10 protein-coding genes are annotated in these 11869 nt (G+C 59.9%); 9 read left to right on the top strand and 1 reads right to left on the bottom strand.

Annotated features, from left to right (window positions below):
• The first annotated feature begins 57 nt into the window (after positions 1-57).
• The 3 genes from KBY75_RS03625 to KBY75_RS03615 are packed head-to-tail and all read left to right on the top strand — an operon-like array spanning position 58 to position 4428.
• Positions 58-2799 (top strand): RNA helicase, encoded by a 2742-nt coding sequence (locus KBY75_RS03625; protein WP_255022998.1) that lies wholly within the window; start codon positions 58-60, stop codon positions 2797-2799.
• Entirely contained in the window at positions 2796-3305 is a 510-nt protein-coding gene (locus tag KBY75_RS03620) for a DUF1997 domain-containing protein (RefSeq protein WP_255022997.1), read from the top strand. The genes KBY75_RS03625 and KBY75_RS03620 overlap by 4 nt, the downstream gene beginning before the upstream one ends.
• A gap of 28 nt (positions 3306-3333) precedes the next feature.
• The gene (locus KBY75_RS03615) at positions 3334-4428 is read left to right on the top strand and encodes a hypothetical protein (protein ID WP_255022996.1); all 1095 of its coding nucleotides are present in this window, start codon (positions 3334-3336) and stop codon (positions 4426-4428) included.
• On the opposite strand, the gene KBY75_RS03610 is transcribed toward KBY75_RS03615, so the two are convergent.
• The gene (locus KBY75_RS03610; protein WP_255022995.1) at positions 4347-5537 is read right to left on the bottom strand and encodes an exo-alpha-sialidase; all 1191 of its coding nucleotides are present in this window, start codon (positions 5535-5537) and stop codon (positions 4347-4349) included. The genes KBY75_RS03615 and KBY75_RS03610 overlap by 82 nt on opposite strands.
• An 80-nt stretch (positions 5538-5617) precedes the next feature.
• On the opposite strand from KBY75_RS03610, the gene KBY75_RS03605 reads away from it, so the two are divergent.
• The 6 genes from KBY75_RS03605 (at position 5618) to KBY75_RS03580 (ending at position 11867) form a co-directional block, all read left to right on the top strand.
• Complete coding sequence (locus KBY75_RS03605) at positions 5618-6445, top strand: hypothetical protein (RefSeq protein WP_255022994.1); 828 nt, start codon at positions 5618-5620, stop codon at positions 6443-6445.
• A gap of 50 nt (positions 6446-6495) precedes the next feature.
• Positions 6496-7563: a hypothetical protein gene (locus KBY75_RS03600; protein WP_255022993.1), complete on the top strand. Its 1068-nt coding sequence runs from the start codon at positions 6496-6498 to the stop codon at positions 7561-7563.
• Between the two features lie 3 nt (positions 7564-7566).
• Positions 7567-8409 carry an ABC transporter permease gene (locus KBY75_RS03595; RefSeq protein ID WP_255022992.1) on the top strand — a complete coding sequence of 281 codons (843 nt, stop codon included), beginning with the start codon at positions 7567-7569 and terminating at the stop codon, positions 8407-8409.
• Between the two features lie 302 nt (positions 8410-8711).
• Entirely contained in the window at positions 8712-9773 is a 1062-nt protein-coding gene (locus KBY75_RS03590) for a sugar ABC transporter (protein WP_255022991.1), read from the top strand.
• A gap of 32 nt (positions 9774-9805) precedes the next feature.
• Positions 9806-11254, top strand: coding sequence for a hypothetical protein (locus tag KBY75_RS03585; RefSeq protein ID WP_255022990.1), 1449 nt, complete (start codon positions 9806-9808; stop codon positions 11252-11254).
• 106 nt (positions 11255-11360) lie between these two features.
• On the top strand, positions 11361-11867 hold the full coding sequence (locus KBY75_RS03580; RefSeq protein WP_255022989.1) for a hypothetical protein: 507 nt from the start codon (positions 11361-11363) through the stop codon (positions 11865-11867).
• Positions 11868-11869: the final 2 nt, after the last annotated feature.

Here is an 11869-nt window from a genome sequence, read left to right as displayed (position 1 = left end):
AGGCATCTCCCTCATAGGATGGGTAAATGATCCAGCTCAAAAAGCAGCGTGCCTGAAATGGCGCCCAATGGGCTGGATCCTGCAGCAATTTTCCCCTTCCCGCTCGACGACTTCCAGCTCGAGGCGATCGACGCGCTCAACCAGGGCCACTCGGTAGTGGTGAGCGCCCCCACGGGCTCCGGTAAGACGTTGGTGGGTGAGTACGCCATCTACCGCGCTCTGGCCCATGGCCAGAAAGTTTTTTACACCACGCCGCTGAAGGCGCTCTCCAATCAGAAACTGCGCGATTTCCGCGAGCAGTTTGGTGCCGACAAGGTGGGGCTGCTCACCGGTGACATGAGCCTCAACAGAGAGGCCCAGGTGGTGGTGATGACCACCGAGATTTTCCGCAACATGCTCTACGCGGAAGCCGATGCGGGAGATGACCCGCTGGAGGGCGTGGAGGCGGTGGTGCTCGATGAGTGCCACTACATGAACGATTCCCAGCGCGGCACCGTCTGGGAGGAGTCGATCATTCACTGCCCGCCGCCGATTCAATTGGTGGCGCTTTCGGCAACGGTGGCCAATGCGGGCCAGCTCACCGACTGGATCGAGAGAGTGCATGGGCCCACCCAGCTGGTGCTCAGTGACCACCGGCCGGTGCCGCTGGCCTTCAGCTTCTGCAGTGCCAAGGGACTGCACCCCCTGCTCAACGACGAGGGCACAGGGCTCCATCCCAACTGCAAGGTGTGGCGCGCCCCCAAGGGCAGCCAGCGCAAGGGCCCGAAAACTCCGAAACCGCCCCAGCCCGAGGCTCCGCCCCTGGGTTTTGTGGTGGCCCAGATGGCGGAGCGCGACATGCTGCCGGCCATCTACTTCATCTTCAGCCGCCGGGGCTGCGATAAGGGCGTCAAGGAGCTGGGCAAGGCCGCCCTAGTGACGCCCGCTGAACAGGCGCGCATCAAGGCCCGCCTGGATCTGTTTGTGGCAACGACCCCCGAGGCGGTGCGGGAAGGCGGCCACGCCGAGGCCCTGCTGCGGGGCATTGCCGCCCACCATGCCGGTGTGCTGCCGGCCTGGAAGGAGCTGATCGAGGAGCTTTTCCAGCAAGGGCTGATCAAGGTGGTGTTTGCCACCGAAACCCTGGCGGCCGGCATCAACATGCCTGCTCGCACCACGGTGATCTCGGCGCTGAGCAAGCGCACCGAGCGAGGCCACCGCCCTTTGATGGGCAGTGAGTTTTTGCAGATGGCGGGCCGGGCCGGCCGGCGCGGCCTCGATACCCAGGGCTACGTGGTGACGGTGCAAAGCCGCTTTGAAGGCGTGCGCGAGGCGGGCCAGCTCGCTACGGCGCCGGCTGATCCGCTGGTGAGCCAGTTCATGCCCAGCTACGGCATGGTGCTCAACCTGTTGCAGCGCTACGACCTGGCTAAGGCCAAGGAGCTGGTTGAGCGCAGTTTTGGCCGCTACCTTGCCACCCTCGATCTAGTCGAGGACGAGGCCCGTATCGCCCAGTTGATGCAGCAGCTCGAAGGCCTGGAAGATGGCTCCGGTGAGGTGCCCTGGGACGACTTCGAGGACTACGAAAAGCAGCGAGCTCACCTGCGCGAAGAGAGGCGCATTCTGCGGATCTTGCAGCAGCAGGCCGAGGAAACCGTCGCCCACGAGCTCACCTTGGCGTTGCAATTCGCCAGCGAGGGCACTTTGGTGAGCCTCAAGGCACCCCAGCTGCGCGGCCGGGTGACGCCGGCGGTGATTGTGGAGAAGGTGAAGGGGCCGGGGCAGTTTCCCCTGCTCAAGTGCCTCACCGACGAGAACCTTTGGCTGTTATTGCCCTGCCACGGGGTGGTGAGCCTGCATGCCGAGCTCAGTTGCCTGCAGGTGAGCCAGGTGGATCCCCCCGAGTTGCGCCAGCTTGGTGAGTTGCGCCACGGCGATCAGGCCAGTGGCGGCTTGGCCCTTGCCGTTGCCCACATGGCCAGTCGCCACGACATGGCCACCCCCCAGTACGACCTGGCGGGTGAGGTGCAGGACCAGGCCCAGCAGGTGCATCAGCTGGAGGAAGGCCTGGAGCTGCATCCAGCCCACCGCTGGGGCGACCGCCGCCAGCTCAAGAAGCACCGCCGCCGCATGGAGGAGTTGCAGCTGGAGATCGAGGAGCGCCAGCAGCTGCTGCACTTCCGCTCTAATCGCCACTGGGATACGTTCCTGGCGTTGATTGAGGTGTTGCGCTTTTTCGGTGCTCTGGCGGGAGCTGATGGCCTGGAGCCCACCGAGGTGGGCCGCACGGTGGCCGCCCTGCGCGGCGACAACGAGCTGTGGCTGGGACTGTCGCTGATGAGCGGCCACCTCGATGAGCTCGATCCGCCCCAGCTGGCGGCGGTGTTTGAAGCTATCTCCACCGAAGTCAACCGGCCCGATCTGTGGTGCGGCTACCCGCCGCCACCGGCCGCCGAGGAGGCCCTGCATGATCTGCGCGGCCTGCGCCGCGAGCTGGAGCGTCAGCAGGAGCAGGCCAAGGTCAACTTCCCGCTTTGGTGGGAGCCTGAGTTGATGGGCCTGGTGCACGCCTGGGCTAAAGGTGCCAGCTGGAGCGACATGATTGCCAACACCTCCCTCGACGAGGGTGATGTGGTGCGGATCCTGCGCCGCACCGTGGATTTGCTGGCCCAGGTGCCCTACTGCGAGGCGATCAGCGAGCAGCTGCGCAGCAAGGCCCGCGCTGCCCTCAAATCGATCAATCGCTTCCCGGTTTGCGAGATCGAGGATTTGTTGCCCAAGGAGCCGGCGGCGATTGCCAGGCCGGTTGAACCCGCATGAGGTTGGAGCAGCGGCGCCTCTGCCGTGTGCCGCTTGAACCTGCCCCGCTGGCGGACCAGCTGGAGCTGTTCCTGGCCAAACCCTTGCGGCCATTGCGCGGCCTGCTCGACCCCAATCGCCTCCAGTCCGATGGTGGTGATTTGTACGACTACAGATCAAGACCCTATGGAGTGGCGGGCTGGACCCTCCAACCCCGGGTTTCGCTGCGGGCTCGGCTGATTGCAGGGGAGCTGTTGATCGAGCAGGTCGCCTGCAGGGTGGATGGTTTGGGCGAGTGGCAGGAGCGGCTGCGCTTTGGTTTGGAGGCCCGGCTGCGCCCGGCTGCAATTGCACCAACAGCCCTAGAGGCCGAGGCTTTGGTGTGGGCCGAGCTGCCTGGGGTGGCCGTCGTGGCAGCCGCACCCGTGCTCAACCTGGCCCTGCAGCAACTGCTCGATCGGCTGGAGCGGCGCTGCCAGCAGGGGCTGCGCCGGCGGGCTGAAGCCTGGCTGGGTAGGGCCTCGTAGTCTGCAGCCCTTCAAGCATCGACATCGGTTGGCCGCAAGCACCTTGGTCATGCACGTGGGCATCCACAAGACCGCTTCGACTTACATCCAGCACCGTCTCAAGCGCAATCAGCGGTTCTTGCGCCAGCAAGGCCTGCTTTATCCAGGCCGGCGGCGTGACCATATGCGTCTGGTCAAGGCTCTCAGCCAGGGCAACCTGCAGCCCTGGGGCAAATTGCTGGATCGTGCAGCTCGCAAGGGCCGCACGCCGCTGGTGTCGGCCGAGCTCCTTTCGCTGCTGCTGGCTAGCCCAAGTGCTGATGGGGACTGCTCCGTACTGGCGCAGTTGCTGGGTTTTCTCAAGGAGCGGGGGGTGGAACTCCATCTGGTGGCCTTTGTGCGGGATCAGCCGGCTTACCTCAACTCGCGCTACACCCAGCTGCTGAAGCGCTTTTACTTTGCTCTGCCTTTTGAGCGTTACCTGAGCCAGACCATGCGCGCTGGCGGTGAGAGCGAGTGCGATTACGAGCGGCTGTTCGGCGAAGCCTTGGAGCGCAGTGAGGTGCGCTGTTCGCTACTGCCTTTTCGTAGTGGCGAAGGCGATCCCTGTGAGCGCCTGCTGCAGGCCATCGGGGTAGCTAGCTGCGCCGATTTGAATCCCTTGGATCAGCGCGCCAACGCCCAACCTGGCTGGCAGGCCGTGTGGATCGCCCAGCGGATTGCCCGGCGGCTGCGGCGCCACCATTTGCAGGCCTGGCGTGCTGGAGCCTGCAAATCGAGGATTCGCGCAGGACTCGAGCGAATGGCCGAGAGCCAGGGCTGGCCTGCTGAACCGTTTCAGGGGCTGAGCGAGCCTTTGCTCGATCGGCTGGAACATCGCTATGGAGCAAGTAACGATCGTTTTGCCAGCCGGGTGTGGGGCTGTTCCTGGCGGGAGCTTTTCCCCCGCCCCATCCCCTCCCCTAGCCCGGAGGCACCTCGCAGCGATGAGGAGCGGCGCCAGCTGGTTGCCCTTGCCGATCAGCTGTTGGCCGATGGGCTGGCATCTTTAAAGCGGCCCGATCAGGCTGAGCGGATCAGTTCAAAGGGAATGCGCTGGAAGACGATGCCGCCGTGGCGCTGGTTGTCCCGAGCTTTGCGGTAGCTGGCTCCGGATTCCACCAGCAGGCCCACATCGCCGTTGGCGAAGCGGGCCAAGTCGCTGTAGCCAGTGAAGCTGCCGGCCCCCTGGCCGTAGCCGTACCCCCGGCTCCAGCTCTGGCCATTGTTAGTGCTGAGGCGGATGCGACCGTTGGTGCGGTGCCGTAGATCCACCGGATTGGCAAACAGCAAGGTGGCTTGCTGGCCGTGACCGAAGCCATAGGTGAGCAGGCTTGCCTGACAGCCGTTGAACGGTTCGATCAACTGGGGATCGGGCCCGCTGCTGGCCATGGTGAGACCGCCATCGCGGCTGACGCTCACCACCCGCCGGCCGCCGTTACTGCGGCTGTTCAGCATCAGGCTGCCGTCGCCGAGTTCGCTCACCGTGCATTCACTGGAGGGGCTGTAACTCGCCACTGCCCCCACTCGCCAGCTAACGCCGCCATCGTCTGAGAGCAGCAGGTGGGAGGCACTGCCGCGGCCTTTGATGCTGTGCCGTGCAGGCACAACGATGCGCCCACTCGCGGGCTCCAACTGCTTGACGATGCCGTGGCCGGGACCGATTCCATACCAGGGCTTCCAGCCCGGCAGTCTTACCTGGCTAGTGATGTCGCGGGAGGGGGCCCAGCTGCTGCCGTCGTCGTCGGAGAAGGTGACGCGTACGTCCCTCGAGCCCCGATCAGACTCACTCGCTACGGAGGCATTCCAGAGCCATAGCAGCAGGATGCGGCCGCTGGGAAGCACTACAGGCAGGGGGATTTTGCAGGGGTTGGGCCCGTCGTTGGCCAGCACCTGCAGCGGCTCCCAGCTGAGGCCGCCATTGAGGGAGCGCCGCAGCAGCACATCAATGTTGCCCTCGTCCTTGCAGTTGTCGACGCGCCCGCCACAGAAGGCCAGCACGCTGCCTTTGGCACTGATCGCCAGGCCAGGGGTGCGGTAGCAGCTGTATCCCCCCTCCCCGGAGATGAAGGGATTACTGATCAGGCGATCTTGAGGCCCCCGCTGGGCAGGGCCGCTTTGACGCACACGAGCAACCCCAGCGCCGGCAAGCACTGCGGCAACTCCTGCGCTGGATAGGCCCAGCAGAATTTGGCGACGACTCAGCTGGCTCATTAAGGGGGTATTCGTAGAGCCAAGTTAAGATGGTTATGTCGGAGTAAATCTTGACTGCGCCCATGCACACAAGTTCGCTCATGCAGCAGCCCGAGGTTGTGCTGGAGATGCGAGGGGCCTCTAAGCGGGTAGTAGAGGGGGTCAACCACTCCTACAGGGCCTTTTACGACCTTTCTCTTGAGGTTTTTGCTGGCGAGCGAATAGGCATTTTTGCAGCTAATGGTTTTGAGGCCAAAGCCTTGGTGGCTTGCCTGAGCGGGGTTGAGCCCCTAGATGCAGGCACCGTTGAGCACAACGCGTCGGTGTCATGGCCTTTAGGAACAAACGACGCCTTCTTGGGCAAGTTGTCTGGTTATGTGAATGCACGCTTTGCCGCGGATGTTTACAGCCTGCCTGGGCAAATAGATGAGGATATTCGGCTAATTCGGGAGTTGGCCGGGGTGGATGAAAGTATGTTTCACGAGCCCTTGGCTGGTTGGCCTAGCGCGTTGCGGGATTCGCTCAAGTTGGCAGTGCCACTCGCTTTTGAATTTGATGTGGTCATGGTGGGGCGGATTTCGGGCTGGAATCATCGTGCAATTCATCCCCATTCGGTACGTATTCGTAAATGCTTTGAGCAGCGTATTGAGGGACGCACATTGGTTGTGTGTGGTAACGGTCAGAGTGATTTGGCTATCGATTATTGTGAAGAAGGTCTTGCGCTAGTTGACGGTAAAATTTTATATCGGGGTGACCCGGAAGTGTGCATGAAAATGGTTAAGGAGGAGTCCAGGCGTCAAAAAGAGAGGCGGCGGGAGCGTGTTAGCAAGCGCGTCGCGAAATTGGTTGGCAATGATGAGCTAGATGATTCGGAGCTAGATGATTCGCTTGAAGTTAATGCAAGTGATGATGTTTTGGTATTGCGTTAACTCTGTGCGCGTCTTCTCCTGTCAATACATTTCTCTTGAATATGTCTCCCGTGAATAGCGCCGCCCAACGCTTGCTTGTGATACATGCCGGGACTCATAAGACGGCCAGTTCTTATATTCAAGGCCGTATGGCTGTAAATTCCGAGCAGCTGGCTAGGTCTGGAGTTTTAGTTCGCTATCCAGCCTCGGCGGCTCGTAAGCACAAGCCTTTGGCTTCAGCTTTGGCCAAGCGACGCTGGCCGATCTGGCAGCGTTTTTTACGCAAGCAACCGGCTGATGCGTCGATGTTGTTGCTGAGTGCAGAGCAATTCACCCAGCCGCTCACAAAAAAAAGGAGCCTGAAAGCGCTCGTTGAAATGCTGAAGTCTGAAGGCTGGCGCCTGCAGGTTTTGTTTTTCCTGCGCGATCAGCCCGATTATATTAATGCCCGCTATGTGCATTCCACCAGACGTCTGTATCATCATCAATCCTTTGACGCTTATGTGACTGATCAGTTAGGGGAGAGGCGTCACATCTACGACTACAATTATATGTTCGCTAGCTTGCTGAAAAACCCTGCTATTACATGTACGTTTTTGCCTTATGGCAGCATTTTTGGCGACCCATTTGAACGGATGATGGCCGCTTTGGGCGTTCAAGTCCCAGCCGAAGGTTGGCTACCCGCCGATCCGAGTAAAGGCAACGTGCAGCCGGGTTGCCAAGGGGTTTGGCTGGCTCAGGCGATCGGTGAGCGACTAGATCAGCTGGGCATTAGGGGGAAATCTCTAGTCAATGCGGGAGCTGTGGTGCGTCGCATCGCAGAACAACAGGGTTGGCAGGATGATCGTTATTGCGGCTTTGATGCAGCAGGGGCTGCTGCCGTGGCAGCCCATTACGCCCAGCCAAATGACGAGTTTGCCCAACGGGTTTGGGGTTGTTCTTGGCGTGACAGGGTGCCAGAGCTGCAAATGAAGCGACGGCAGTTCAACCCTGCCGCAGAGGCAAGTGGTGGGGTCGATTCGCTGGAAAAGCTGGTGCAGCAGGGCATCAAAGTTTTGGCGCGTCACAATCAGCCCCTTGATCTGGCCATGAGGAGCAGCGCCTTTACGATGGAATCCACTAATAGTTCGGTGAGTTGATCCATGCGTAGCCTTGCCCCCCGCTACGTTTTGTCCAAGCTGCTTTTGCAGCTGCGTGTGGTGTCTGCGGTGGCTCGCCGCGAGCTTCAGTTGCGGGCTGCAAAGGGTGCTATGGGTGTTGTTGGTGTATTTGCTGAGCCGCTGGCTTTAATCGTCACTTTTCTTGCTCTTCGCATCTTTTTGCGTGGAGCAGGGGACGCAACTTACATGAATCCAGCGTTATGGCTGGCTTTAGGTTTTATTCCGTTTTTTATGTTTGCCGAGATCGCTATTAAAGCGATTGGGGGAGTAGATAAAAATAGTGAGCTATATTTTTACAGGCGTCTTCGTCCCCTGGATTCCTTGATGGGTAATGGCCTGTTGCTTGGGCAGATCTATGGAGCATTGTTGCTGGTATTTGTGCTTGGTTCCGCTGCTTGGGAGTGGCGGCTTGTGGTTCAGGATCCTGGAACACTGATTTTTCTGTTTTTGGGTCTTGCCTTGCTTGGATTCGGTATTGGTTTGAGTACTTTGATTATTGGCCACCGCTTGCCAGTTGTTGCTTGGTTCATGCAGATGTTTCTGCGCCGTATATTGCTTTGGACTTCTTGTATATTTTTCTCGATCAGTTTCATCCCTGATGTTTTCCGCCCCTGGATTCTCTGGAATCCTATTGCCCATGGTGTTGAGTTGATGCGGGCTGCGTGCAACCCTGCCTATCCCATCCCTGGAGTTAGTGCATTCTATTTTTGGGGTTGGGTGGTGGGATCGATAGGTTTTGGTCTATTGGTTTATGGAAATAATGAAAATTTATTGTTCGTAGTGGATAAGTCCGTGTCGGTTGATTCGGGTGTTGATGGCGATTGATCGCCTTCGCTGATAGATTTGGTAAACGCACAGCATTTCACCTCTTGATCCAGTTCTCTCGCCCGAAATTTGCTCGCCCCTTGTTCCGTGGGGAGCAGGGTGTGGGGCGGGTAGCTGCTCCCTTGCGAAGCTTGGTGAGCGGGCTGCTTCATCGCACAACCAGTCTTATTACCTCCTTGCGGCCCGCTCAGCAGCTGGCCGACTCCGCCGAACCTGATAGCGAAGGCCAAGCTCAGGCTCCTGGCCTTTGCAGCCGCTTGCGGGATCGGATGCAGCCAGTGTTGAGATTGCCAGTACCTGTCTTGTTGGCTGGTGTGGTGGTGTTGGGCTCGGCGATTTACTTTTTTGGGGTGGGTCGCAACCGCTATCAGGTTCAATCAAGCTTCATTGTGCGATTGCCTGAAACTCCTGTTACGACAGGATCAAGTCTGCTGGGCACGACTCTGGCGGGTCCCACCATGCTTGGTTCGCTAGAAGATGGACGCTTTCTGGCTGTTTATTTGACTTCGCCAGAGGTGATGAAGCGTGTGTTTTTGCGGCTCCAACCTGAAACTGCCTGGGCACGGAATCTTCGTGATCCTTTTGCGGGGCTGAGGCGTGGTGCCACTTTTGATGAAAAGCTCGCTTTCTTCCGCCGCCAGGTTTTCGTGGTTCCCCAGGATCTCACTGGTGTAATCAATCTCACCACGGTTGGCTTGGCGCCTACTCCTTCATATCGACTCAACAGCTTGCTGCTGCAGGAGGCTGAGGTTTTCATGAACCGGGTTAATCAAAATATCAGTGCCACCCAGCAGACTTTTGCGGAGACTGAAGTGCAGAGGGCTCGGGAGCGTCTTGACAAAGCCTCTTTAGCTTTTAATTCTTTTAAGAACCAAAATCGTGAGATAAATCCTTCTCAGTCTGCTGCTGGAGCTAGTAATTACATAACATCATTGGAAAGTAAGCTCGTTGATCTTAAGGTCCAAGAAGCCAGTCTTAAGCGTCAGTTTAAGGATCACTCCACTCCGGAAGTTGCCTACATAACTGATCAGGTTGATGAGCTGCAGCGCCAGATCAGTGAGGAACGCTCCCTGCTGGTTAATCCAGAGGGTAAGGATCTGAACCGAATTGTGGCTGAAGGTTCCAAGCTGGAAACGGAAATGCTGCTTGCCACTGAAGCCCTTAAATCTTCGATTACAGCCGCAGACAACAGCCGCCAGCGCACCCAGCAGCAGGTCAAGTTTTTAGTGCGCTTGGCTGATCCTGAGGTGCCGCAGTTGCAGGCGATGGACTGGCGCTGGAAGGGGTTCCTGGGCACTTTGGGGGTGTTGATCGTGCTTTGGGGCATCGGTACCTTTGCCTTGGGAATAGTTGATCGCCGTTGACCATTGGTCCCTACGGTTGGTTAAACCGCCCGGTGCTCGCTGCCTCCGCAGCTCAGCAGGCGGCAGCGCTCAAGGCGGCTAACCCACAGCCTGATTCGTTGCGTCGCAGCGAGCAGGAATTGTTGAACGACCTGCACTGGCCCAGTCGTCATCACGCATTGCTGACGGCCTGCGACCCCGGACCGGAGGTGGCGCTGCTCACGGTTGCTAATGATCGTTTTTACCGCGGCTTGGAGGCGTTGCTGCTGAGCCTTAAGGCCGTTTATCCAAGCTTGAGTTCGCCGGTGGTGGTGGCCCACGACGGCAGCCTGGGCCCTTTTTTGCAGCGCCGGCTCCTGGCTATTCATCCGCTGCTGCAATTTGTGCAGCCGCAACCCGCCTGGGCTGAAAGCCTGCCGCTCGATTCCAGCAACCGCCAGCGCATCGGCCTTTTGGGTTATCTCAATGGTTATGCGTTCAGCCTGAGGGGTTACCGGCGGGTGCTGGTGCTTGATTCCGATCTGTTGATCACCGGATCGCTCGATCCCCTCTGGGGCGAGGGCGATGCTTTCCGCGCCGTGCCCGACTGCGGCGATCGGCCTTGGGCAGCGATCTCCCCCCATACGGGCAGGCCGGTGCTCAATTCAGGCGTGTTGTCGCTACCGGGTTGGGCCCTCAATGGCGAGCTGGAAGGCCGTTTTGAGGCGCTGATCCGCCAGGCGGCGGAGCCGGTTTGTCCGCTGCTCGATCGCTTTGCGGATCAGAAGGTATGGAATCAGTTTCTCTTTAATCAGCCTGTAGAGCTGCTGCCGCTCAATTTCAACTGCAACATCAAATATCTGGTGCAGTACCTCGGCGGCTGCGCTGAGGGGCTTTCGGTGCTGCACTTTGCTGGGCCTAAGCCCTGGCTCAGCTGGCCTTGGCTGTCGCCCGAACCGGGTGAGCAGCGGTCTGGTGCGGTTACCGATCATCTGTTCTGGAATCGCCTTTACCGGTCTCAGCTGATGGCCTGGCGGCTTGCCTTGCACCGCCAGTACCTGGCCGCCGCCGCTCCCCTGCCGGCGGGTCCAGCCCAGTTGGCAACGGAGCCGGGCTGCCTAGCTCCAGGGGGTCGGCCGCTCGGTAGCAGCGCTCATCTGCTGCTTTGCGATCCCCAACTGTTTGGAGAAGCTTGGCCTGACCATCCCTGCTGGCCTCACGCCTGGCTCCCTGCCTTAGAGGCGGTGGCGCCATTACAAATCTGGGCTCCCTTGGAGTGGGAGCCGGCCTTGCGGCAGCTGCCGCTGCCGCCCGGAGTGCATTGGCATTGGCTATTGATTGAGGCGCCGTTCAGCCCTGAGCTGGCCCAAGGCGAGGATCTGATCGCCGGTCCTGGGCCTTGGCAGGAGGGCTTTGAGCCCTGGAGCAATCCGCCTCTGGCTGGTGTGGAGCGGGCGGTGCGGCGTCGCCTGCTTTCGGCAGGGGGCAAGCCCCTGCCTGGTCTCGGTGGCGAGGGCTCGTAAGCTCTAGTTAGTATTTAGACAGGGCATGCCCAAACCCAAGCGCAACGCCACAGCTGCAGCCGGCAATCCCGCAAAGACAAAACCAAAAAAGAGGCCTAAGCCCTCCTTGCTTGGCCGGATCGCGGCACCTTTTAAAAAGTTGATCAGCCGCATTAAAGGCAAGGCCGGCGCCAAGGGAAAGGGCAAAGCAAATGCCCGGGCTGTTTTGCTTCCAGGGGCAGGCCAGAAGCGCACGCTGGCCCAGTGGAAGGAGTTGCGTCGTCGCAACACCGCCGAGGTCAAGGCCCATCTGGCTGAGCAGCAGCCGGTGCCGGCGATCAAGAAGCTCACCCGGGCCTTGCTGGAAGACCCCCAGCACCCCGCTTATCACGAGCTACTTAAAAAAGCGGTTGAACAGCGCCGCCAGCGACGCATCAAGGCTGGTCGCAAGGACCCCTGGGCCGAGCTCCCCAAGGATCTCAAGCAGGAAGCCCTGCAGCTTGAGGCCTTCAGCGCCTATGTGGATGAGCTGGAGCAGTTGTTTGATAAGGCCGGCATCCCGCCGCTGAGTGCACCGCCGCCGCCGGAGCAGCGGCAGGCAAAGAAACGCTCGCGATCCAAGGCAGAAGCCTGAGA

It is taken from the genome of Cyanobium sp. T1G-Tous, assembly GCF_024345455.1.
Lineage (GTDB): Bacteria > Cyanobacteriota > Cyanobacteriia > PCC-6307 > Cyanobiaceae > Cyanobium_A.
The sequence above is the reverse complement of the archived record's forward strand: the minus strand, read 5'-3'. Positions and strand labels throughout refer to the sequence as shown.

Coding starts and splice junctions, on each gene's coding strand:
- KBY75_RS03595 (WP_255022992.1), top strand. CDS start 7,567: ATGCGTAGCCTTGCCCCCCGCTACGTTTTGTCCAAGCTGCTTTTGCAG.
- KBY75_RS03620 (WP_255022997.1), top strand. CDS start 2,796: ATGAGGTTGGAGCAGCGGCGCCTCTGCCGTGTGCCGCTTGAACCTGCC.
- KBY75_RS03605 (WP_255022994.1), top strand. CDS start 5,618: ATGCAGCAGCCCGAGGTTGTGCTGGAGATGCGAGGGGCCTCTAAGCGG.
- KBY75_RS03610 (WP_255022995.1), bottom strand. CDS start 5,537: ATGAGCCAGCTGAGTCGTCGCCAAATTCTGCTGGGCCTATCCAGCGCA.
- KBY75_RS03625 (WP_255022998.1), top strand. CDS start 58: ATGGCGCCCAATGGGCTGGATCCTGCAGCAATTTTCCCCTTCCCGCTC.